A 23,278-nucleotide genomic window follows, 5' to 3' on the forward strand; every position below is an offset into this window, starting at 1 on the left:
CAACCGGGTCGATGATTGTGGAAGCGGCGGAAAATAACAAGACCGCGCTGGTCGCCTCGGCGCGGTCTTGAAGAAATCCATTGCTTCGCCTGCTGCGATGCGGCTTCGCGGGCTTACGCAGTGGGGAGAAGCCCTTGAGGATCGATGTCCGGCGTGCGGCCCGCGACGACATCGGCAAGGAATTTTCCCGAGCCGCAGGCCATGGTCCAGCCGACATGGCCATGTCCCGTGTCCAGATAGAGATTGTCGTAGCGGCTACGACCGATAACCGGCACGGAAGTGGGCATCATCGGGCGCAGGCCTGCCCAACACTCGGCCTTTTTTTCGTCGATAGCACCCGGAAACAACTCTCGCGCCGAACGAAACATGCGGGTGAAATCATCCGGCCTGAAGCTGCGGTCAAAGCCGTTGAACTCGGCGGTCGAGGCCATGCGCAGGCGATTTCCGAGCCTCGAATAGGCAACATAGCGATCTTCATCGACACCGCCCATGGTCGGCCCCAGTGCCGGGTCCTCAAGCGGTATCGTCGCGGTATAGCCCTTCACCGGATAAACGGGCAGGTCGACACCAACCTTGCGCGCGAAAACCCCGCTTTCCGGCCCCATGGAGAGCACCACCGCATCTGCCGTAAGCGGACCCTTGGCGGTACGGACCGCGCGCACGCGCCCGGCCTCGATATCCAGCCCTTCGACTGCGGTGTCGCAGAGGAACTTCACGCCGTGCCGTGCCGTCGCCAGTTCGGCAAGGCGCGTGACGAACATCCTGGAATCGCCCGTCTGGTCGATTGGTGAATAGATACCGCCCGCGATCCGATCGCCTGAATGAGCCAGCCCCGGCTCCACCTCGAACAGCCGCTTGCGGTCGGCCAGTTCGATCTCCAGCCCTCGCTCGGCAAGGTAACGGAAATGCCTCGCGCCGGCGTCGAGGCTCTTCTGGTCGCGGTAGAAATAGACGATGCCCCTGCGCCGCTCATCGAAGTCGATCCCGGTTTCGGCGGTGATCTCGTTGATGCATTGGCGCGAATAAAGGGCCAGCCGCAGCTTCACATCCGTGTTGGCATGCGCCCGTGCCTCGGTGCACTGGAACAGGAATCGCCAGGTCCATGACAGGAAGGCCGGATCGAGGCTTGGCCGCACCCTGATGCCAAGATCGCGCCTGTAAAGCGATTTCAGAAACACCGCCAAGGCCCCCGGCGACGCCCAGGAATAGGCATCGCCGGGAGAAACGAGCCCGGCATTGCTGTAGCTGGTTCCATGTGCCGGCGCGGGGTGGCGCTCGACCACAGTCACCTCATGGCCGTCGCGCGCCAGATAGTAAGCGGCCGCCGTACCGACCACGCCGGCGCCCAGCACCAGAATCTTCATGGAAATCACCCCCTCGCCAATACCGCCGGAACGTGACGACGCTCTTTGGTCGTCACTCACGCTCCATTTGCTTGCCGGATTGCCGCGTCAAGCGCGGTGCACCGAATTCTTGCCGGACAGCATGCGCTCCCATGCCAGCGCATCGCCCACGATGGCATCGAGATCGTCCCGCACCGGCACCCAGCCCAACTCCCTGCGGGCAAGGCCCGCATCCGCAATAACCGACGGCTGATCGCCGGGCCGGCGGGCATCCATCGTTACCTCGAAATCGCGCCCGTGGACGCGGCGCACACTCTCCACGACATCGAGCACGGAATACCCGCGACCGTAGCCGCAATTGGCAACAAGATTGCCGCCGCCATCGCGCAGCCTCTGCAGCGCGAGCCGATGCGCAGCAACAAGATCGGAGACGTGGATGTAATCGCGCACGCAGGTGCCGTCGGGCGTCGCGTAATCGGTGCCGAACACCTTCATGCCCGAACGCTTGCCCAGCGCGGTTTCGGAGGCGACCTTGATGAGATGGGTCGCGCCCGATGTGGATTGCCCTGTGCGGCCATGCGGGTCCGCACCGGCGACGTTGAAATAGCGCAGCGCCGTATAGCGGAGACCATGCGCGGCGGCCGCATCGCGCAGCATCCATTCACTCATCAGCTTCGAAAGGCCGTAGGGCGACTCCGGCGCCGGCCGTGTATCCTCGCGCAAGGGCTCCAGCCCTACGGCTCCGTAGACGGCCGCGGTCGAGGAAAAGATGAAGTTACGCACGGTCCCGCGCACCGCCGCGTCGATCAGCGAACGCGTCTTGCAGGTGTTGTTCTCGTAATAGACAAGCGGGTTGGCATAAGACTCCGGCACGATGACCGATCCGGCGAAATGGATGACGGAATCGACTTCATGCTCCCGAATCACCGTGTCGATCAGCGCATCGTCGCCGATGTCGCCCGTCACCAGCGTGGCTTCAGGCGCGACCGCCCAGTCGAAACCGGTGGAAAGGCGATCGACAACGACGACTTGTTCGCCGGCGTCCAGCAACTCCCACACCATATGGCTGCCGATGTAGCCGGCGCCGCCGGTTACCAGAACACTCATGCGTCAGCCCCGGCTTGTGCATAATTCGCAACAGCCACCCTTTGTCGGGCGGTCTGCTGAAGCGAATAGAAGCAGCAGAACCCGAAAGCGGCGGCAACCATCATATAGCTCTCGCCGATGGCGAGGCGATTGTTGGAATTGGTGAAGATGGTGACCAGGAAAAACACCATCGAGACGATATAGAAATCGAAGGCCTCGCGTGGGATGAGGTCGTTTTTGTACGCCGATCGTACGTTTGCGATCGCCCATGCATAGAGCCCGATATAGAAGGCCAAGCCCAGCAGCCCGTACCTGACGGCAACTTCCAGATAGCCGTTGTGGATGAGGTCGAAGCCGACATCCCGGTACTGCGTATGAGCCCACAGGTCTTTCCACGCGATACCGCTGCCGAACAGGATGTTGTGCGACCAGACCTCAAGCGCATTGGACCACAGCATGAGGCGAATGTTCATGCTGCTTGGGACAGTGCCTGACGCAATGGCCGCCTGCACCGCGTCAATCGGCTGGCCGTTGCGGACCATGTCTCCCACGATGCTGTCGGCGCTGGCATAGGTCGGACCGAGCGTCTTCCAGATGCCCCCATCCAGAACGATGGCGAAAGCTACCAGCGCGGCGGCGAATCCGCCTGCGGCCACCCAGCCTCGCGCACCTTTTATCCGGGGTATCGCGAGCAATCCCTGCGCGACGAGTGCAATTGCCATCGCGGCCCAGACCCCTTTGGACTTTGCGCCATAGAGCCCGACGAAGCACAGTGCGATAATGAGATAAGAAATCGCCTCATAGACATACCGACGCCTGGCGTCCGCGACATGCTTGTAGGCGTAGCGGCTGAAATTGAGCGCCGCCAGAATGAGGAACCCCGCGCCCACCGAACTGTGGATGGTATTCTTCATCATCAGGAATGCATGATGTTCGCTGTCGAACACCGAAATCCCGTCCAAGGTGATCGCCGCCATGGCCAGGCTGATGAGCATGAACAGCACGATCGTGAGATTCAGAAACTTCCAATAGCGGAACATCATATAGCCGACCGTGATGTAGAAGATCGGCAACAGGTAAATCCCTTCGGAACCGCCATAGGTACGGACTGTAGGGTTCATGTACAGCACGACATAACGTATTGCGACGAATGACGCCCATCCAATGCAGGCAAAGCCTGCCCAGCCTATCGACGGCTTGAAATCGGCCCGGACATAGGCGACGAGCCCCCACAGGACGAGGGTGATCGCGACATAGCGATAGCTGTCCTTCTCCACCCAGGCGGCGGAAACCAGTACGAGAAACAGAACGACAATGCAGGTGTTTTCAAGGATCCTGAGGACGGGGCGGTCCATGATCGTGTTCATTTCCCACTCATTGCATAGACAGATCGCGAGACATATTCGCGCGCCCGGAAAAACAAAACGCTAACCCGCATCAGCGTTGGCAGTTTCGCGCCGGAATAGTCTTTCCGGGTCGCGATCGTCGTGTCGGCCCGACTTGTATCCTCAAATGCGACAAGAGGAAGACGCACGGTGAAAGTTTTCACGCCGGTAGCCCAGCCACGCTCCAGGGCCACATCAAAGGGCAGTACCATCGTCGCAAGGGCGCGCAAAAGCTGCCGTGCGCCCTCCTGTGTGACCGCATAGCAGGCGCCTGAGCCCTGCGGCCCATGAATGCACCTGCCGAACTCGTCGCCCAGCGCCGATTTACCGTAGCTGATGAAGCCCTTGATACGATGATTGACCAGCTTGAGAAGCTGCATTTGCGGACAGGCTTCGAAGATGGCTTCGACCCGCTTGTCCAGATCACCCGCAAGCTGAATATCGTCTTCGGCAATCACTGCCAGTTCGTAGCCGTTGTCGACGATGCTTTGCAGCGCGCTCAGATGGCTGCGATAGCATCCATATTCGCCATCGAGCACGACCGCGCCATGGTTGCGTCGAAACATCACCGGATCGAAATCCGGCCGGGCCTCGGGAGGAATGCTGGCGCCTTCGACAGCCGGGACCCGCTCGATCGCCAACCCTGCGCGCTTTCCGCTTTCAGCTATTTTCTCCCATCTCTCCCGTGATCTCTCAAGGTTTATGACAAGTATTGGCAGCATTTCAAAGTTTTCTTTTCTGTTGCTTCATTGCCGCCCATGCGCGTCAACGGTGGCTACATTCCAGTTACATATCCGAAGAACCGCGCGATCGGAAAGTCATTTCGGACGAGTCCGGAAACTGTGGATCGGACCCTTCTGCATGCCATCCACGGTCGTGCTGTGCGTCCACCGCATTTTTTTGACATGGATCAAGGCAAGCAGCTAACACAGCCCTATGTTTCGACCAAAGGTGGCGTGGCATTTTGCCCGATTTCATGGAATAGACGGGAAAGCATGCCATCATTATGATCCTGCCGAAATCCGGGAAGCCATGATGAATTATCAGCGATTTTTCGAAGAAGCGATCGACCAGCTTCACGCCGAACGACGCTACCGCGTCTTTGCCAATCTGGAACGTATCGTCGGCAAGTTCCCGCGCGCCCTCTACCGGGCGAACGGCCAGGTCCAGGAAATCACCGTCTGGTGCTCCAACGATTACCTCGGCATGGGCCAGCACCCGAGCGTGGTCGAAGCTTTCCAGAACACAGCCGGCCATATGGGCTCCGGCGCCGGCGGTACCCGCAACATTTCCGGCAACAACCATCCGCTGGTCGAACTCGAGCATGAACTCGCCGACCTGCATGGCAAGGAAGCCGGCCTCGTCTTCACCTCCGGATTCGTCTCGAACGAAGCGTCGATCTCGACGATTGCCCGGCTCCTTCCGAACTGCCTGATTCTGTCGGATGAACTGAACCACGCCTCGATGATCGAGGGCGTGCGCCGGTCCGGAGCGGAAAAGAAAATCTTCCGCCACAATGATGTGGCCCATCTGGAAAGCCTGCTGCAGGCCGCCGGGCGCGAACGTGCCAAGCTGATCGTCTTTGAGTCGGTCTATTCGATGGATGGCGACATTGCGCCGATCGAGGCGATTGCCGATCTGGCCGACAAATACAACGCCATGACCTATATCGACGAGGTCCATGCGGTCGGCATGTATGGCGCGCGTGGCGGCGGCATCACCGAGCGCGACGGCCTTGCCCACCGCATCGACATCATCGAGGGCACGCTGGCGAAAGCTTTCGGCACGCTGGGCGGCTATATTACCGGGTCGAGCGCAATAATCGATGCGGTGCGTTCCTATGCGCCGGGCTTCATCTTCACCACCGCCCTGCCGCCGGCGATCGCCGCGGCCGCTGCCACTTCCATCCGCCACCTGAAGACTTCGCAGGTCGAGCGCGATGCGCAGCAGCGCCAAGCCGCGCAGACCAAGAAGATCCTCGGCGACGCCGGCCTGCCCGTGATGCCGTCGGAGACGCATATCGTGCCGGTGCTGGTCGGCGATCCGGAGCTGTGCAAGATGGCGTCCGACCGCCTGCTCGGTGTCCACGGCATTTATATCCAGCCGATCAACTACCCGACCGTGCCGCGTGGGACGGAGCGGCTGCGCATCACGCCCACCCCCTTCCATGACGACGCATTGATCGAGACGCTCAAGGACGCGCTGGTCGAAACCTGGAATGCACTGGGTATTCCCTATCGCACTTCGGATCAGCCGTCCGTGGCCAAGTCAGAACGGATCATTCCGCTGCTGGTACCGAAATCGGGCGGCTGAGCGGCACGGCAAACCCCGGAATGAAAGAAGGCCCGGTCGAAATTCGACCGGGCCTTCTTCGTTCCACAAAACGATGGGTCGCGCTTCAGCGCACCACGTGCACCCAGCCGTGCGCGTCATCGACACTGCCGCGCTGGATGCCGACGAGATTGGCGCGCAACCTGGCGGTCACTTCGCCATCACCGCTGTTGCCGATCGAGAACGAGCCGTCCTTGAAGCGCACCGAGCCGATACCGGCCACGACCGCCGCCGTGCCGCAGGCAAAAGCCTCGCGCAGCTTGCCGCTCTCCGCGTCCTTGCGCCATTCCTCGAAGGAATAGGGCTTTTCCTCGACCGTCAGGCCTGCTTCCTGCGCCAGCTTGATGATCGAGGCACGGGTGATTCCGGGCAGGATGGTTCCACCCAGCGGCGGCGTGACCAGCCTGTTGTCGTCCATCACGAAGAACACGTTCATACCACCCAGTTCCTCGACCCAGCGATGCTCGACCGCATCGAGGAACACCACCTGGTCGCAACCGTTCCTGGTCGCCTCGGCCTGCGCGATCAGGCTGGCGGCATAGTTGCCGCCGCACTTGGCAGCGCCGGTGCCGCCGGGGGCCGCGCGCGTGTAGTCGTCCGAAACCCAGACGGTCACGGCCTTGTAACCGCCCTTGAAGTAAGCGCCCACCGGCGAGGCGATGACGCAGAAAATATAGTCCGAAGCCGGGCGCACGCCGAGGAATGGCTCGCTGGAAAACATGAACGGTCGGATGTAAAGGCTGCCGTCGCCTTCGGGGATCCAGTCGGCATCGGCGCGCACGAGCGCCTCGACCGCTTCGATGAACAGCTTTTCCGGAATAGCCGGCATGGCCATGCGCTCGGCCGACATGGCCATGCGCCGGGCATTCTCCTCCGGGCGGAACAGCGCGATGCCGTCCTTGGTGCGGTAGGCCTTCATGCCCTCGAAGATTTCCTGCGCATAGTGCAGCACGGCCGCGGCCGGATCGATGGCAAAAGGCGCACGCGCCTTGACCTCGCCATTGTGCCAGCCCTGCTCGGCATTCCAGCTCATGGTCACCATGTGGTCGCTGAAAATCTTGCCAAAGCCCGGATTCTCCATCAGCGCCGCGCGCTTTTCCGGCGAGGTCGGCGAAGGATGCTTTGTGAGTTTGAAGGATTGATTGTCTGTCATCGGATGTACTTTCCCGGTATCGCGGTTGGAGACTGCATAGTCCACTCCGGCAAGGCTCCGCAACCGCACTGAAACGAAATCATCTGCGCTTTATCCACGCGGCCACGCGCGTGGCGGCCTCTTCAAGCTGATCGAGGCGGCGGTGGAAACAGAGTCTGAAGTAGGCTTCGCCGCCCGGACCAAAGGCAGTACCCGGCGCGAGGCCGACATTGGCCTTGTCGACGATCTCGAATGCGGCAGAACGCGAATCCTCGACGCCATCGATCGAAAAGAACAGATAGAACGCTCCCTGCGGGGCGTCGATGCGCGCCCGCCCGGTTTCGCCGAGAATGTTGCAGACAAGGTCGCGCGCCTGCCGCGCCCGTTCGATCTGGGACTTCAGAAAGCCGTCCCCCTCCTCCAGCGCCGCGACGGCGCCGCGCTGCATGAAAGGCGCGACGCCCGAGGTGGAATACTGGATGAGATTCTCGAACACCTGCTGCAGCGATGGGTGAACGCGTAACCATCCGATGCGCCAGCCGGTCATCGCCCAGTTCTTGGAAAATGTATTGACGAAAAGGATGCGGTCCTCCTCCTCCATGATGTCCATGAAGGATGGCGCACGCGGGCCGCCATAATAGAACAGCGCATAGATCTCGTCGGCGACGATCCAGAGATTGTGCCGACGCGCGATATCGAGGATTGCCTTCAGTGTCTCGAGGTCGGCGGTCCAGCCTGTCGGGTTGGACGGGCTGTTGAGGAAAATCGCCCTGGTCCGGCCGGTTATCGCGGCCTCGATCTTGCCGACGTCGCAGGACCAGCCATTGCCGGACTGATCCAGCATGACGGCCACCGGTTGCGCACCGGCAACGCCGGCGGCACCGGCGAAATTCGGCCATGCCGGCGAAAGATAGATCACCTCGTCGCCAGCGCCGGCCGTGGCCTGGATAGCAAGCTGTATTGCCTGCATGCCCCCGCCAGTGACCAGGAATTCCTCCTCCGCGAATGAACGGCCGAAATGCCGCTGATGGTAGCGCGCCAGCGCGGCGCGCAGTTCGGGAATACCGCGTTGCCAGGTGTAGAAAGTCTCCCCGGCCGCAAGAGCCCTCGTCACCGCATCCGAAATGAAAGCCGGCGTCGGCAGGTCGCCCTCGCCTACCCAGAGCGGAATGAGCCCTTCGCGGCCACGCCCGTAATTGGCGACGGCAACAATGCCGCTTTCCGGGGCAAGACGTGCCTCGGGGCGAAGACTCTCGACAAGAGACATGGCTGATCCTTGCAATGACAAGAAATTGCTAGCCGGTTTTGCCCGAAGCGCAAACAGAAAACCCCGGAATCGTGCCGGGGTTTTGAAACTTCCATTGCCCCAGAACTATTTCCGGCTGGCCAGAAGGTCGCGGATTTCCGTCAGCAGCACCACATCGGGCGCAGGTGCGGCAGGCTCGGCCGCCTTTTCGGCGACAAGCCGGCGACGCATATTGTTCACGCCCTTGACCATCATGAAAATGATGAAGGCCAGGATGATGAAATTGATCACCACGGTGATGAAGTTGCCATAGGCGAACACGGCGCCTTGCTTCTTGGCTTCCGCCAGCGTGTCGGCGGTAACGCTCGACGACAGCGGCAGGAAATAGTTGGAAAAATCAAAGCCGCCGAAAATGGCGCCGACGATCGGCATGATGATGTCGCCGACCAGCGAGTTGACGATCAGGCCGAACGCGCCGCCGATGATGACGCCAACGGCAAGGTCCATAACATTGCCCTTGGAGATAAACTCCTGGAATTCCTTTAGCACCGGTCCCTCCTTGGTGATCGCAGCCGCGCCAATCCGCCCTCGCGAACGGCCAACGCATGCATCATAACAAAAACCCTGAATTGCAAAATGCTGAAAATGCACGTTTCTTCCGACAGCATCACACCTTCCCCAATAGCTTCCAACGGCTGATGGACAGGCGGAGTTAGCTGTGCTTGCCTCCTTAAACGCATGGCAAGCGAAAGCCGGGAGGAACAGAAAGCGTGCAGGGCTGGGTCGTCGTCATCATAGCGGTCGCCTATGTGACGCTGCTTTTCGGCATTGCCAGCATTGGCGACCGCCGTGCCGCGCGCCGGCGCGCGGGCCTGTCGCGCCCCGGCATCTATGCCCTCAGCCTCGCCATCTATTGCACGTCCTGGACCTTCTTCGGCTCCGTCGGCCAGGCATCCGGTCGCGGGGTCGAGTTCCTGGCCATCTATATCGGCCCGATCCTTGTCTTCGCCTTCGGCTTTCCTCTCCTGAAGCGTATCGTCAAGCTGGCCAAAGCGGAGAAGATCACCTCCGTGGCCGATTTTCTCGGCGCGCGCTATGGCAAGAGCTTTGCCGTGGCAGGCATTGCCACGCTGATCGCGACCATCGGCGCGGTGCCTTATATCGCCCTGCAACTCAAGGCGATCTCAGGCTCGGTCAGCCTGATGGTCGAGCACTATAACGGGGCGCCGCCTTCCTTCGACCCCTTCGTCAGCGACATCTCGCTGATCGTGGCCATGTTGCTGGCCGTGTTTGCCGTACTGTTCGGCACACGGCACGCCGACGCCACAGAGCATCAGGACGGGTTGGTGCTGGCGGTCGCGGTCGAATCGGTGGTCAAGCTCGCCTCTTTCCTTACGGTCGGCATCGTCGTCACCTTCTTCCTGTTCGGCAGCCCCTCAAGGATGATCGAGGCTTTCGCCGCCAATGCGGAAGTGGGGCGGTCGCTGTCCTATTCGACCTCGCTCGGCACCTGGCTGGTCACCATCGTCATAAGCGGTTTCGCCATTATCATGCTGCCACGGCAATTCTACGTGATGATCGTGGAGAACCGCAGCGAGAGCGAGTTGCGCAAGGCGACGTGGGTGTTCCCGCTCTATCTGGTGGCCATCAACCTGTTCGTGCTGCCCATCGCCTTCGCCGGCCTGGTGATGGTGGGCGACCGCACCAGCAGCGACCTTTACGTGCTTTCTGTGCCGCTGTTCGCCAGCCGCGACCTGCTGGCAATGATCGCCTTCATCGGCGGCCTGTCGGCGGCAACCGCCATGGTGATCGTGGAAAGCGTGGCGCTGGCGATCATGATTTCCAACGACCTCGTCATCCCGCTTTTCCTGCGCCGCCTGATGAAATCCGAAGCCGGCGCAAGCGAGGACTGGTCGGCACTGATCCTGAATATCCGGCGCGCCTCGATCTTCATCATCCTGTTCGCGGCCTTCCTCTATTATCGCGAAAGCACCAACAACGCCCGGCTTGCCTCGATCGGTCTGATGTCGTTCGCGGCAATCGCGCAGTTCGCGCCGTCCTTCATCGGCGGCATGATCTGGCGTGGCGCGAATGCGCGCGGCGCGGCGCTCGGTATGATCGCCGGCATTGGGGTGTGGGCCTACACGCTGCTGCTGCCCTCGCTGGTGCCGCCCGAAACACCGATCATCGCCAATGGCCTGTTCGGCTTGCAGGCGCTACGGCCGCAATCGCTTTTCGGCACGGTCGCCGAACCGCTCAACCATGGCGTGATGTGGAGCCTTGCCATCAACACGCTGTTCTTCGTGCTGGGATCGCTGTCGCGCGCGTCGGTGCCACTGGAGCGCATCCAGGCTGCGATCTTCGTGCCACGCGACACCAGCCCGATGCCGAGCCTGCGCCGCTTCCGCACGGCCGTGACAGTCAACGACCTCAAGGACACGATCTCGCGCTACCTCGGCGTCGAGCGTGCGGAGCGTTCCTTCCAGCGCTTCGAGATCGACAATGGCGTGCAACTGCATGGCAATGAACAGGCCAGCATGGAGGTGGTACGCTTTTCCGAGCAATTGCTTGCCAGCGCGGTCGGCTCCTCCTCGGCGCGCCTCGTCCTGTCGCTGCTGTTCAAGCGCCATGACAGCGCCTCGCGCGATACCTTCCGCCTGCTCGACGACGCCACGGAAGCGCTGCAGCACAATCGCGACCTGCTGCAGATCGCGCTCGACCAGATGGAACAGGGCATCACCGTCTTCGACAAGGACTTCCGGCTGACCTGCTGGAACAGGCAGTACCGCGCACTGTTCGACCTGCCCGACGAAATGGGCCAGGTCGGCGTCTCGCTGGATCACATCTTGCGTTTCCTGGTCGCGCGCGGCGACATCACGCCGGAAACGCGCCGTGCCGTGCTGAACCGCCTCACCAATTTCGAAAGTCCCTGGCAGCTCGATCTGCGCAGCAGCGGCCGCATCATCGAATTGCGCTCCAACCCGATGCCGGACGGCGGCATCGTCGCCACCTATGCCGATGTATCAGCGCGGGTCGCGGCGGATCTGGCGCTCAAGCGCGCAAACGAATCGCTGGAGCAGCGCGTGCGCGACCGTACGGTCGAACTCACGCGTGTGAATGAAGAGTTGGCGCAGGCGCAGATGCTGGCCGAGGAAGCCAATCTCGGCAAGACGCGTTTCCTCGCCGCCGCCGGCCACGACATCCTGCAACCGCTCAATGCGGCACGGCTCTATTGCTCGTCGCTGCTCGAAACCGCCGGCAAGAACCCGGTCGGCGGCGCCGTTGCCAATATCGAATCCTCGCTGGAATCGGTAGAAACCATTCTCGGCGCGGTGCTCGACATTTCACGTCTCGACACAGGCGCGATGAAGCCGGTCGATACCGTGTTCCGTCTCGACGGCCTGCTGCGCCAGCTCGCCACCGATTTCCAGCCGCTGGCGGCCGAAAAGAAGCTCGACCTTGTGATCGTGCCTTCATCGCTGGCGGTGAAAACGGACCGCAACCTGCTACGGAGGCTGGTGCAGAACCTTGTTTCCAACGCCATCAAATATACGCGCAGCGGCCGCATCGTGGTGGGCGTGAGACGACGCGGCGACCTGGCCGAAATCCAGGTCATCGACACCGGCATCGGCATTCCCGCCGACAAGCTGAACACGGTGTTCCGCGAATTCACCCGCCTGGACGAAGGCGCGCGCGAGGCGCAGGGGCTGGGGCTTGGCCTCTCGATCGTGGACCGCATCGCCCGCGTGCTGCGACTGGAACTGCGCATGTTCTCCGAAGCCGGAAACGGCACGCGCTTTTCCGTCATCCTGCCGGTCACGCAGGCGGCGCAGGAAAGCCCGCCGGCGGAGAGCAAGCCGCAACCCGTGGCGGGAGCCGTGCTGAACGGACTAAACGTCCTGTGCGTCGACAACGACCCGCGCATTCTGGAAGGCATGCGCATGCTGCTGGAGGGCTGGGGCTGCAAGGTCGAAACCTATTCAGGCTCACGCGCCATCGAGACCGTGCCGCCGGCCGGGCGACCCGACCTGATCCTTGCCGACTACCACCTCGACGGGGAAAACGGCCTCGACGTGATCGCACAACTGCGCGGTCGCTACGACAAGGACATACCAGCGGTTCTCCTCACCGCCGACCGCTCAAACGAAGTGCGCACGGCCGCGGAAATGTCGGACGTCCCGGTCATCAACAAGCCTGTCAAGCCGGCCGTGCTGCGCTCCATGATGATGCGCCTGCGGCGCATGGCCCCCGCAGCCGAATAAATTACTGCACGGCTGCGGCCAGCGAATCGCCGCCGATCCGAGACAGCAGGATCACCGCCTGCGTGCGGCTGTCGACACCGAGTTTCTGCAACACCGCGGAGACATGCGCCTTGATGGTCGCCTCCGACACTGACAATTCATAGGCGATCTGCTTGTTGAGCAGGCCTTCCGCCAGCATTCCAAGCACGCGCGCCTGCTGCGGCGTCAACGATTGCAGGCGCTTGATGAGGTCGGAAATCTCGGGATCGCGTTCAACGCCGAGATCGATGCCGGCCGGCGCGACGATACCTCCGGAAAGCACGGTCTGCACCGCCTCGCGGATTTCCTCCATGCTGGCCGACTTGGATATGAAGCCGGAAACGCCAAGCTCCAGCGCACGCCGGATCGTTTCGGGATCGTCGTGCGCGGACACCACGACCATCGGCAGGGCCGCATGGATACCGCGCAGCGAAATCAGGCCCGACAGGCCGCTCGTGCCGGGCATGGAAAGATCGAGCAGCAACAGGTCGATATCCTCATTGGCCGCGACAAGGGCCTTGGTCGATTCGAAATCCCCGGCTTCCAGAATGGTCGTCACATCGCCGACACCCAGCAGCGCCTGCTTCATCGCCCCCCGGAAAAGCGGGTGATCGTCCGCAATCACGAATTTGTAGCCTGACGGCAAATGGCCCTCCCACAATCCTCGCTCGTCGTTGTTGTTGGTCGCGGGATCAGCGCGCAATTATGCGGCGAGGGAAGGTCGAATTTCAAGCAGGAAGCGTGGCCGGAGCGCTCATCCAGCCATCCCGCCTGCAAAACCCGCGTCAGGTCTTGTTGGGATCTGCCGGCTGGTTCTGGCCGGGCTTGTTCTCTTCCTGCTCGAAATCCTTCACTATCCCCATGAAGCGCCGGAAGAAGCGCTCCATATAACCCATGCCTTTTTCGAATTCTTCCTCGCTGGGAAGGCCGGGCGCGGGCACGGCGACGCGTCCCTTTTCGAGTGCGGTTACCCGATCTTCGAGCGTCTTAAGCGAGCCCTGCAACTGCTCGATCTGACTCTGATAGGCGTCACGCTCGTCGGCGGCGAGCTTGCAGACCAGTTGTCCCGAGCGCTCCTCGCACAGCGACATCGCTCCGGTTTGCGTGTCCATGCGGACATAGCCACCGTCCTTCTTTTCCAAACGGTAGCGATCCTCGGAGGCGCTCGCCCCGGTCACGGTCTGCGACAGGCAAGCCGCCGCGACGGCAATGGCTAGGCAACGCATATATCATCTCCATTCGCGAGCCCTGACAGGCTGGTCGCTATTTGCGTCGGAAATCGGGCCCGCCCACGCGCCCAAGGCTTTTCCCGCCGCGTCTTTCGGACTATAGGGCGCGCATGCGACAGGTCATCTACAAAATTGCACCCGAGGCGCTTTGGCGGGACGCCGAAGCTGCGGGCACCTTCACCGGCGCGCCGGTGGACATTGCCGACGGCTTCATTCACTTCTCCACGGCCGAACAGGTGAAGGACACCGCTGCCAAGCATTTTGGCGGGCAACCGGACCTCCTGCTCGTCGCCATCGACACGGGAAAGCTCGGTCCTGCATTGAAATATGAGGTTTCGCGCGGCGGCGCGCTGTTCCCGCACCTCTATGCGCCGCTGGACCTCGACAGCGTGATCTGGGTGAAGCCGCTGCCGCTCGGCGATGATGGCGCGCACGAATTTCCCGAACTGGAAGCCTGATGAGCCTTTTCGACACGCTCGGCCGCGGCCTGCTCTTCTCATTCGACCCCGAGACGGCACATGGGCTTTCGATCAGGGCACTGAAATGCGGGCTCGCGCTGCCCACCGCTACGCGTCCCAGCCCACGCCTGCGGGTTTCGCTGTGCGGGCTCGATTTTCCCAACCCGCTCGGCATGGCGGCGGGCTACGACAAGAACGGCGAGGTGCCAGACGCCTTGCTGCGCCTTGGCTTCGGTTTCGCGGAGATCGGCACCGTCACGCCGCTGCCGCAGCCGGGCAACCCGAAGCCGCGCATCTTCCGGCTGACGCAGGACGATGCGGTCATCAACCGGCTGGGCTTCAACAATGAGGGCCATGCGCGCTGCGAGCAACGCCTTGCCGCACGCGCCGGGCGTTCAGGCATCGTCGGCGTCAATATAGGCGCCAACAAGGACAGTGCCGACCGTGTCGCCGACTATGAGCTGGGCGTGAAGCGCTTTGCGCGCCATGCCAGCTACCTGACCGTCAATATCTCCTCGCCCAACACGCCGGGCCTGCGCAACATGCAGGCGCGCGAAAGCCTGGCGGAACTGCTGGCGCGCGTCATGGACGCGCGCGACACGGAAGCCGAGCGGCTGGGCCGCAAGACGCCGGTTTTCCTCAAGATCGCGCCAGACCTGCATGAAGGCGACCTTGAAGACATCGCCGCCGAAGTAACCGAGAAGGCCGTAGAGGGCGTGATCGTGTCCAACACCACGATCGGCAGGCCGCCACTGGCAAGTAGCGCACGCAACGAAATCGGTGGCCTTTCCGGAAAGCCGCTGTTTGCACGCTCGACCGTCGTGCTTGCCAAGATGCGCCGCCTGCTGGGGCCGGAGCGCGCAATCATCGGCGTGGGCGGTGTCAGTTCGGCGGACACCGCGCTGGAGAAAATCCGCGCCGGCGCCGACCTCGTGCAACTTTACACCAGCATGATCTATGCCGGTCCCGCCCTGCCCGGGCGCGTGGTTGCGGATATGGGGCGCGTTCTGGAAACGCAGAACATCGCAACCATCCGTGAAATCCGCGACACGCGGCTTGCCGACTGGGCCGACCGGCCGCTCGACTGATCAGCCCGCAAAGGTCGCGCGCACGCTGCGCGGCAGGATGGCGAGCAGGCTCAGCCCGCGCGTGATCAGAAAGACATGCAGCGCGGCCCAAAGGCCGTGATTGCCGAAGTAATGCCCGAACACCAGAAGCGCAGCGGCGAAAGCCACGAATGACAGCAGCATCATGTTGCGCATATCGCGCGACCAGGTTGCCCCGATGAAGACACCGTCCATCTGGAAGGCCATGACGCCGCTCAACGCCGCGAAAGCGGCCCATGGCAGGTAGTAGGCCGCTTCGGCCCTGACTTCCTCGGCCGTGGTGATGACGGTAATGAGATGGTCGCCGCACAAAAGCACCAGGACGCTGGCGACGCCGGCCATGCCGAACCCCCAAAGCAGGGTCAGCCGGATCGCCTTGTTGAACGCCGGCAGATAGCGGGCTCCCACCGCCCTGCCCGCAAGCTGCTCGACCGCCGTGGCGAAGCCATCGAGGAAATAGGTCGATACCATGAAGAAATGCATCAGCACCGCATTGGCGGCGAGCGTCAGCGTGCCAAGCTGCGCGCCCTGCCTCGTAAGCAAGGTGAAGGCACCCATCAACACGAAGGAACGGATCATGATGTCGCCGTTGAGCGCCAGCATGCGTCGCATGGCTGCCGGCGCGAAGATGCTGCCCCACGCCACCTTCGGCATAAGGGAAAAGCGCCGGGCGATGATCGTCAGCCCGAGCAGCGCGGTGATCGTTTCGCCGCACAGCGTGCCCCATGCCACGCCGGCCACGCCCCAGCCCAGATGCAGCCCGAGCCAGATGGACAGCACAATGTTGACGCCGTTCAGCACCAATTGCAGCAGCAGGCCAAGATTGGCTTCGCCGCGCCCGAGGAAGTAGCCGAGGATCGCATAGTTGAGCAGTGCGGCAGGCGACGACAGCAGCCGGATGCGAATATAGGTGTCCATAGCAGCGGTGACGTCGGACGCCGCCCCCATGAACCATTCGCCCAGGGTCGCTATGAAGGGCGAAAGCAGCACCATCGCCAGACCGCAGACTATCGCGATGATACAGGCCCGCAGGAACACCGCGCGCTGTTCCAGCGTATCGTCGCGTCCGAAGGCTTGCGCAACCAGCCCCGTGGTGCCGGAGCGCAGGAAATTGAAGCTGGAAAACACCACGTCGAAAATGATGGCGCCAGCCGCAAGACCGCCGAGCAAGGCGGCATCGCCGAATTGCCCCACCACCGCCGTATCGACAAGGCCAAGCAGCGGCGTAGTGCTGTAGGCAAGCGTCATCGGAACGGCAATGGCAAGCACGAGGCGATTGCTCACCTCGAATGGCTTCGAAAGCTGAACGGCCGGAGCGTGGTTCAAGGAAGCATCTCCGTTACCGAAGTGCGCAGCCGGTCTTCAGCGGCGATAGCTGAACAGCCGCAGGATGATGAAGGCCGGCACCACGATAGCCGCGCCAAGCAGGAAATAGCCGACGAAGCGGTCTATGGCCTTGAAGCCCATGTTCCAGATCTGCAGGGCGAAATCGCGGATCTGATAGACGACATCATAGGGCGACCAGCCGAAATAACTCATCACGATGCCGACGAGGAACGACACCACCACCAGCTTGAGGAATATCCGAAGCGGCGTATCACCCAGAAAGCGCGTAAAATCGGACACCGTCGTCCTCCTGCGATTCGCGTTTGGTTTTGCCATTGACTGGAGATAGGCGACTTTGGGTCGCTGGTTCAAGCATCAGCCTGTTGGCAATGCAACCGTCTCGCGATTTGCGATTGCCGGTCAACGCGGCTCTATGATAAGCGAAGCGCTGCGCGGGTATGATGTAATGGTAGCCTGTCAGCTTCCCAAGCTGAACGCGCGGGTTCGATTCCCGCTACCCGCTCCAAATCATTTCAATATTTCAACGACGTTCCGGCCCGTTTCCTGATGGGCGGTTTTGCTGCAGTTTTACACCGCATACCGACAAACACGAATTTGCGACCGCCCGCGCATGACGCGAGCGGCCACCTTAGGTGGAATCGTCAGCCGATGACCGCGGCGATGATCTTATCCTGCACGTCGGCCTCTAGGTAGGGATGCATGGGCAGGCTGACGACGCGACTGGAAAGGTCCTCACTGACGCCCAGCCCGGCCGGATCACTCGGGAACTGCTTATAGGCGTTTTGCTTGTGCAACGGCACGGGGTAGTAGATCACGGTCGGCACGCCGGCGGCCTTGGCGCGCGCCTGCAGGGTGTCCCGTTCCTCTGCCGAGGCTGTCTTGAGCGTGTATTGCGCCCAGATGCTGACCAGCCCTTCCGGGATGTAGGGCGTCTCGTAGCGGTTGGAGAGCGCCGCCGTGTAACGCTGCGCCACAACCTGACGCTTCTCGATCTCGTCGGCATAGACGGCGAGCTTCTCGATCAGGATCGCCGCCTGCAGCGTGTCCAGGCGGCTGTTCATGCCGATGCGCTCGTTATAATACTTGTGCGAACCCTTGCCGTGGACCCGATAGGAATCAAGCAATGCGGCAAGCTCATCGTCATTGGTGAAGACGGCACCGCCGTCGCCATAGCAGCCGAGCGGCTTTGCGGGGAAAAACGAGGTGGTGGAGATGTCGCACAGCGAACCGGTGATCCGTCCCTTGTAGTTGCCGCCCCAGCCCTGTGCGCTGTCGCCGATCACCTTGAGGTCGTTTTCCCGCGCGATCGCCAGAATGGCGTCGTAGTCCGCAGGCAGACCGAAAAGATCGACTGGAATGACGCATTTCGGCGTCAGGCCCTCAGTCTTTGCATGGACGATCGCGCGCTTGAGGCTTTCCGGGTCCATATTGAAGGTGTCGGGAAGGCAATCCACGAAGACAGGCGTCGCGTTGACGAAAGGCACGACTTCGGCGGTGGCGGCAAAGGTGAAGGACGGCACGAACACCGCATCGCCTGCCTTCACGCCCAGCGCCATCAGGGCAAGCTGAAGCGCGTCGGTGCCGTTGGCGCAGGACAATGCGTGCTTGGCGCCGCAGAATTCGGCAAGCTGCTTTTCCAGACGTGCTACATCCGGGCCCATGATGTATTGGCCCTCGTCGAGCACGCGCGAAACGGCGGCATCCAGATTGCTACGCAGACGCGCCTGTTGCGCGGCGAGGTCGATGAACGGTATTGCCATGTGGGATAGCTCTCTTCTGTCGTGGATAGCCCGGCGCCGACAGACCAAGACGCGCCTGAGCGACAGGCTTGCGGTTTATACGAAGGGGAAGGCAGGAGCAACCAGCGCGATTGCCGCAACAGTCAACCAGGGATCAGCCACTGAATGACCACGCAGCGCATACTCGTTACGGGAGCGACGGGGTTCGTGGGGCGGCATGTCGTCTCCCATCTCGTCGCACAAGACAAAGACCTGCTTCTTGTGGTGCGCGATATTGGCCGTTGCCCCGTCGAGTGGCGGAACGAACCACGCATCACGGTAACCGAAATTGCAGATATGACATCGGCATCCGAACTCTCGGGAACGATGGCCGGGGCGGATACCGTGGTCCATCTCGCGGGGCTGGCGCACATCGCCGCCGGCGACCGAAGTGACCGCGAGGAACAATTCATGCTGGCCAATGCGCAGGGAACAAGCGCGCTGTGCGAGGCAGCTCTAAGCTCGAACATCGCCACTTTCATCCATCTGAGCAGTCTTGCGGCGATCACCGGCAACTCCACACCGGAAACAATAGGTGATCGGACTAATAGTGAGCCGATTACTGCCTATGGGCGATCGAAACGGGAGGCGGAACGGCATGTGCGTCGGTTGGCCGAAGCAGGCGCTTTTGCCGTGTCACTGCGGCCGCCGCTGGTTGTCGGCGCCGATGCAAGGGGCAACTGGGCAAGTCTTCAGGCACTTGCGGCAACCGGACTGCCCTTGCCCTTTGCCGGCATCGGCAATTGCAGGAGCTTCATCAGCGTACGCACGCTTGCCGAGGCCATTGCCGTACTTTGCGACGGCGACAAGCCGATAACCGCTTCCGGCAACTATTGCCTCGCGGACCCCTCGCCAATTTCATTACCCGACCTCATGCGTGAACTGAGGGCCGGAATGGGCATGCGGGCGCGGCTGTTCTCCTGCCCCTCGGCATTCTTCGACATGCTTGGAACGATCACCGGCCGGCGTCGACAGATCGCGGGATTGACCGGCGACCTCAGGGTCGATGCTTCCCGCTTTTACGATACCTTCGGCTTTCATCCTTCCCAGGGTTTACCTGAGGCCATCAGGCAATCAGGGAAGGAATATATGAAGAGACGTCGTCATCTTGGGTAAAACGCGCAAAGCTCGCGACGGCAGTTGCCTGCGCAGCCGGCATTTCTGATAAGAACGGGAATTCAAGCGGATATTTCATGAAGCGTTCCTTCGATCTTGTCGTGGCGGTCATTGGCCTGGTGGTTGCCAGCCCGATAATAGCCGGTTGTGTCATTGCCATTCGGCTGACCTCTCCCGGACCGGCCATCTTCCGGCAGACGCGCGTGGGCAGATATGAGCGCTCATTCGTGTGCCTCAAGCTGCGCACGATGCATCGTGACACGCGAAACCTGCCGAGCCATGAAATGGGTGCATCCGCGATTACGCCTTTGGGCAAGCACCTGCGGAGACTGAAGCTCGATGAACTGCCCCAACTCCTGAACATTTTGCGCGGGGAGATGAGTTTTGTAGGACCCCGCCCTTGTCTGCCCTCGCAAACGAGGCTCATCGAGGCACGCCGCGGTTACGGACTGGAGCGCCTTCGCCCAGGCATCACCGGCGTGGCCCAGGTTGCAGGAGTGGATATGTCGGATCCCGTGCGGCTGGCAGCGCTCGATGCAACCTACCTGCAAGACATGTCACTGAAGACGGACATAAACTTGATCCTGGCAACCGCATTCGGCGCCGGCAGGGGTGACAGGGTAAGATCGGACAACACTCGATGACCCAGAGCGACGCGTGAACATCTGGTACTTCAATCACTATGCCGGCGGTCCCGGAATAGGAAAATTTGCGAGGGCCTATAACCTCGGGCAGGCATGGATGCGGATGGGCATCGAAACCACCGTATTCGTAGCCCGCTTCCATCACCTTCTGGATAGCGATACGCCCCTGCCCGAAACAAAGACTGTCGACGGCCTGAAATACATAGGCCTGAACGCCCGCCCCTATAAGGGAAACGGCACAAAGCGGCTGCTGAACATGCTCGATTTCTGCATGTCGATATTCAAAACCACACCGGAGAAATATCAACTGTCGAAGCCGGATGTCGTGATTGTCAGTTCACCGCATCCTTTCGCCGTTTTCCCGGCCTTCAGGCTTGCCAGGCGATACGGCGCAAAACTGGTATTCGAGGTACGGGACATCTGGCCTCTCTCGATCACGGAAATCACCGGAACTTCGTCTTTCCATCCTTTCGTTCTCCTGGCGGGTCTCGCGGAACGTTTCGCCTATACCAGATCCGATCTTGTCGCTTCCCTTCCGGGAGGCGCGGAACCGCATATGCGAAAGAAGGGGCTGGCGCGAGGCAAGTTCATTCATGCGCCCAACGGAGTTGTCGCCAATAATCCGTTGGAAGCTTCCGCCCCGGAAAGCGAAGTCGGGCAGGCTGCAGCCGACAAAATCCGCGAATGGCGCAGCCAAGGGCGCGTTATCATCATTCACCCCGGAGCGCAGGGGATACCCAATGCGCTCGATCGGCTGCTCGATGCAAGTGCGCAACTCAATACCCGCGGCCTGAAAGACCGCTACGGCATTTTGCTGCCGGGTAGCGGCGGCACGACTGCACAGCTTGTCGCACAGGCGCGCGAACTGGACCTCGACAACATCGCCTTCTTTTCCCTGGTTCCCAAGACCGAAGCGCTATGGCTGACTGGTCAATGCGACATTGGCTATGCCGGCGCGCGCAACCATGAAGCGCTTTACCAATATGGCATCAGCTTCAACAAGATCATGGATTTCATGGAGGCCGGACTTCCCGTCGTCCTGCCGCTGGCCGCTGCCGGCGATCCCGTCACAGCTTCCGGATGCGGTATCGTGACCGGAAGTGACGATCCTGTACGGATTGCCGCCGCGCTCGAACGCCTTATCGGCATGCGCGCCGATGAACGCCATGCCATGGGAGCGCGCGGCCGCTCCTTTGTCAGACAACACTATGATTACGAGACGATCGCCGCAAATTATCTCGAAGCGATCCGGAACGCTCGGTGAGATGATTTTCTGGTAGAGACAGGAATTTATCCCCCATCTCCACACACTCCATACACTTGCGCAAGAAACCCCCAGCGCAGGACATGTCATGGAAAACACCCCCAACCTCGCCCTCCCCTACCTGATGCCCTCGCAGGCACAGAAGCATGTGACCCACAATGAAGCGCTGCAAATGCTGGACGGGCTCGTGCAGCTTTCCGTCATCAGCCGCCAGCTTTCCACGCCTCCAGCCGGTGCCGCCGAGGGTGATCGCTACATGGTGCACGAGGGCGAAGGCGCCTGGACCGGATGGGACGATACGATTGCGAGCTTCGTCGATGGCACATGGCTGTGCCTCACCCCACGCACAGGCTGGTGCTGCTGGATCGAAAACGAGGAAATACTGCTCGTATGGGATGGCTCGGATTGGCAGTCGTTGAACGACAGTCACCCGCAAACCATGCAACTCGAAAGCCTGGGTATCAACTCCGCGCCTGACAACGGCAACAGACTTGCCGTGAAATCGGATGCCGTACTCTTCAGCCATGACGACACTGTGCCCGGTAGCGGCAACATGCAGATAACCGTCAACAAGGCGGATGTGGCCAAGGAGGCCGCTATCTTCTTCCAAAGCGACTGGTCGGCACGCGCGGGTATCGGCTGTTTCGGGTCCGACCGGTTCCAGATCAAGGTCTCTGCCGATGGCTCGGCATGGACCGACGCGCTAAGCATCGACCCGTCGTCGGGCGATGTTGGCCTGGGCACCGCCACCGCGAAGGGACGATTGCACGTGACCAGCCGCGACTATCTGTCGATCACCGTGTCGAACAGCAATGCGGACGCCACGGCCAAGGGCGGCATGGTGTGCGGCGCCCGCCATGACAATGCAAACACGCCCTTTGTCTGTTTCGGCTCGTGGGATCGTGGTGCGACGAACGGCCAGCGCGAGGTGTTTTTCGGTGGCGGCGGCTGGAACCTGCCGGATGCCACACAGTTGCAGTTCTATACCGCGCCCGCTTATTCCGAGACCACCAATACCGGGGTTCAGCGCATGGTCATCACATCGGCCGGTAATGTCGGTATCGGGGTTGCAGCCCCCAGCGCCAGACTGCATGTGGGCGGAAGCCTTTCCAAGACCACCGGCTCCTTCGACATCGCCCACCCGAACCCCGAACTGCGCGGCACGCATCGTCTGCGGCATTGCTTCGTGGAGGCACCTACACGCGGCGAAAACATCTATCGTTTCGACATCGAAGCGGAGGAAAGCGGAACCTTAAGCATTCCTTTGCCCGCCTATTGGCCCCATCTCAACGAAAATCCGCAGGTCTGGGTGAGCCCTGCCGGACATTTGGGCCGGGCCTATGGCATCGTAGATGAAGCGGCATGCGTGCTCAACGTCACCTGCGAGAGTGCCGGGCGCTACAATGTGCTCCTGATCGGAACACGCCGCGATGAGGATGCCTGCAATTATTTTGACGCACTCGGCGTGGAATACGAGCAAGCGGATGAAGCTGAAAGCTGAAAAGACCCCTTCCGGTCGAGCGGAAGGAGCAA

At 61.4% G+C, this 23,278-nt stretch carries 20 protein-coding genes and 1 tRNA gene; 9 read left to right on the forward strand and 12 right to left on the reverse strand.

Annotated features, from left to right (window positions below; genetic code table 11):
- Nucleotides 1–113: 113 nt before the first annotated feature.
- The 4 genes from C7441_RS14885 to C7441_RS14900 all read right to left on the reverse strand — a co-directional run bounded on the left by C7441_RS14885 (nucleotide 114) and on the right by C7441_RS14900 (nucleotide 4,536).
- Nucleotides 114–1,364 (reverse strand): D-amino acid dehydrogenase, encoded by a 1,251-nt coding sequence (locus tag C7441_RS14885; RefSeq protein ID WP_109613563.1) that lies wholly within the window; start codon nucleotides 1,362–1,364, stop codon nucleotides 114–116.
- 87 nt (nucleotides 1,365–1,451) lie between these two features.
- Complete coding sequence (galE, locus tag C7441_RS14890; RefSeq protein ID WP_109613564.1) at nucleotides 1,452–2,450, reverse strand: UDP-glucose 4-epimerase GalE; 999 nt, start codon at nucleotides 2,448–2,450, stop codon at nucleotides 1,452–1,454.
- On the reverse strand, nucleotides 2,447–3,784 hold the full coding sequence (locus tag C7441_RS14895; RefSeq protein ID WP_210205662.1) for an O-antigen ligase family protein: 1,338 nt from the start codon (nucleotides 3,782–3,784) through the stop codon (nucleotides 2,447–2,449). Before C7441_RS14895 ends, galE begins: the two co-directional genes overlap by 4 nt.
- Nucleotides 3,785–3,792: 8 nt before the next feature.
- Nucleotides 3,793–4,536 carry a glycosyltransferase family 25 protein gene (locus tag C7441_RS14900; RefSeq protein WP_109613566.1) on the reverse strand — a complete coding sequence of 248 codons (744 nt, stop codon included), beginning with the start codon at nucleotides 4,534–4,536 and terminating at the stop codon, nucleotides 3,793–3,795.
- A gap of 313 nt (nucleotides 4,537–4,849) precedes the next feature.
- Here C7441_RS14900 and hemA point away from each other — a divergent pair, with 313 nt between their 5' ends.
- Nucleotides 4,850–6,127, forward strand: a complete 1,278-nt coding sequence (gene hemA, locus C7441_RS14905; protein WP_026060547.1) for a 5-aminolevulinate synthase — start codon at nucleotides 4,850–4,852, stop codon at nucleotides 6,125–6,127.
- An 85-nt stretch (nucleotides 6,128–6,212) separates the two neighbouring features.
- Here the strand turns inward: hemA and C7441_RS14910 are convergent, their stop codons facing one another.
- The 3 genes from C7441_RS14910 to mscL form a co-directional block, all read right to left on the reverse strand.
- Nucleotides 6,213–7,298, reverse strand: a complete 1,086-nt coding sequence (locus C7441_RS14910; protein ID WP_109613632.1) for a branched-chain amino acid aminotransferase — start codon at nucleotides 7,296–7,298, stop codon at nucleotides 6,213–6,215.
- 79 nt (nucleotides 7,299–7,377) lie between these two features.
- A complete protein-coding gene (locus C7441_RS14915; protein WP_109613567.1) occupies nucleotides 7,378–8,544 on the reverse strand; it encodes a pyridoxal phosphate-dependent aminotransferase in 1,167 nt (388 codons plus the stop codon).
- A gap of 105 nt (nucleotides 8,545–8,649) precedes the next feature.
- Nucleotides 8,650–9,072 carry a large conductance mechanosensitive channel protein MscL gene (mscL, locus tag C7441_RS14920; protein WP_026060546.1) on the reverse strand — a complete coding sequence of 141 codons (423 nt, stop codon included), beginning with the start codon at nucleotides 9,070–9,072 and terminating at the stop codon, nucleotides 8,650–8,652.
- A gap of 221 nt (nucleotides 9,073–9,293) precedes the next feature.
- On the opposite strand from mscL, the gene C7441_RS14925 reads away from it, so the two are divergent.
- Nucleotides 9,294–12,785, forward strand: a complete 3,492-nt coding sequence (locus tag C7441_RS14925; protein ID WP_109613568.1) for a NahK/ErcS family hybrid sensor histidine kinase/response regulator — start codon at nucleotides 9,294–9,296, stop codon at nucleotides 12,783–12,785.
- A 1-nt stretch (nucleotide 12,786) separates the two neighbouring features.
- Here the strand turns inward: C7441_RS14925 and C7441_RS14930 are convergent, their stop codons facing one another.
- Both C7441_RS14930 and C7441_RS14935 read right to left on the reverse strand, forming a co-directional pair.
- Nucleotides 12,787–13,449 (reverse strand): response regulator transcription factor, encoded by a 663-nt coding sequence (locus C7441_RS14930; protein WP_109613633.1) that lies wholly within the window; start codon nucleotides 13,447–13,449, stop codon nucleotides 12,787–12,789.
- 139 nt (nucleotides 13,450–13,588) lie between these two features.
- A complete protein-coding gene (locus C7441_RS14935) occupies nucleotides 13,589–14,029 on the reverse strand; it encodes a hypothetical protein (RefSeq protein WP_109613569.1) in 441 nt (146 codons plus the stop codon).
- Between the two features lie 113 nt (nucleotides 14,030–14,142).
- Here C7441_RS14935 and C7441_RS14940 point away from each other — a divergent pair, with 113 nt between their 5' ends.
- Together C7441_RS14940 and C7441_RS14945 are read left to right on the forward strand one after the other, a co-directional pair.
- On the forward strand, nucleotides 14,143–14,490 hold the full coding sequence (locus C7441_RS14940; RefSeq protein ID WP_109613570.1) for a DUF952 domain-containing protein: 348 nt from the start codon (nucleotides 14,143–14,145) through the stop codon (nucleotides 14,488–14,490).
- A complete protein-coding gene (locus C7441_RS14945) occupies nucleotides 14,487–15,578 on the forward strand; it encodes a quinone-dependent dihydroorotate dehydrogenase (RefSeq protein WP_425326591.1) in 1,092 nt (363 codons plus the stop codon). The genes C7441_RS14940 and C7441_RS14945 overlap by 4 nt, the downstream gene beginning before the upstream one ends.
- Here C7441_RS14945 and C7441_RS14950 read toward each other — a convergent pair whose 3' ends face one another.
- Together C7441_RS14950 and C7441_RS14955 are read right to left on the reverse strand one after the other, a co-directional pair.
- Nucleotides 15,579–16,922, reverse strand: a complete 1,344-nt coding sequence (locus C7441_RS14950; RefSeq protein WP_109613572.1) for an MATE family efflux transporter — start codon at nucleotides 16,920–16,922, stop codon at nucleotides 15,579–15,581.
- 36 nt (nucleotides 16,923–16,958) lie between these two features.
- Complete coding sequence (locus C7441_RS14955) at nucleotides 16,959–17,222, reverse strand: DUF6460 domain-containing protein (RefSeq protein ID WP_019172961.1); 264 nt, start codon at nucleotides 17,220–17,222, stop codon at nucleotides 16,959–16,961.
- A gap of 152 nt (nucleotides 17,223–17,374) precedes the next feature.
- Between C7441_RS14955 and C7441_RS14960 the strand changes: the two genes are divergently transcribed.
- Nucleotides 17,375–17,448 (forward strand) — tRNA-Gly (locus C7441_RS14960).
- Between the two features lie 136 nt (nucleotides 17,449–17,584).
- On the opposite strand, the gene C7441_RS14965 is transcribed toward C7441_RS14960, so the two are convergent.
- Nucleotides 17,585–18,703 carry a DegT/DnrJ/EryC1/StrS family aminotransferase gene (locus C7441_RS14965; RefSeq protein ID WP_109613573.1) on the reverse strand — a complete coding sequence of 373 codons (1,119 nt, stop codon included), beginning with the start codon at nucleotides 18,701–18,703 and terminating at the stop codon, nucleotides 17,585–17,587.
- A 144-nt stretch (nucleotides 18,704–18,847) separates the two neighbouring features.
- Between C7441_RS14965 and C7441_RS14970 the strand changes: the two genes are divergently transcribed.
- The 4 genes from C7441_RS14970 (at nucleotide 18,848) to C7441_RS14985 (ending at nucleotide 23,246) form a co-directional block, all read left to right on the forward strand.
- Nucleotides 18,848–19,837: an NAD-dependent epimerase/dehydratase family protein gene (locus C7441_RS14970; protein WP_109613574.1), complete on the forward strand. Its 990-nt coding sequence runs from the start codon at nucleotides 18,848–18,850 to the stop codon at nucleotides 19,835–19,837.
- Between the two features lie 77 nt (nucleotides 19,838–19,914).
- Nucleotides 19,915–20,481 carry a sugar transferase gene (locus C7441_RS14975; RefSeq protein WP_109613575.1) on the forward strand — a complete coding sequence of 189 codons (567 nt, stop codon included), beginning with the start codon at nucleotides 19,915–19,917 and terminating at the stop codon, nucleotides 20,479–20,481.
- Between the two features lie 13 nt (nucleotides 20,482–20,494).
- Nucleotides 20,495–21,745 carry a glycosyltransferase family 4 protein gene (locus C7441_RS14980; RefSeq protein ID WP_146201496.1) on the forward strand — a complete coding sequence of 417 codons (1,251 nt, stop codon included), beginning with the start codon at nucleotides 20,495–20,497 and terminating at the stop codon, nucleotides 21,743–21,745.
- Between the two features lie 88 nt (nucleotides 21,746–21,833).
- A complete protein-coding gene (locus C7441_RS14985) occupies nucleotides 21,834–23,246 on the forward strand; it encodes a DUF2793 domain-containing protein (RefSeq protein ID WP_109613577.1) in 1,413 nt (470 codons plus the stop codon).
- Nucleotides 23,247–23,278: the final 32 nt, after the last annotated feature.

Origin of the sequence: Pseudaminobacter salicylatoxidans, assembly GCF_003148475.1 — a bacterium.
Classification (GTDB): Bacteria; Pseudomonadota; Alphaproteobacteria; order Rhizobiales; family Rhizobiaceae; genus Pseudaminobacter; species Pseudaminobacter salicylatoxidans.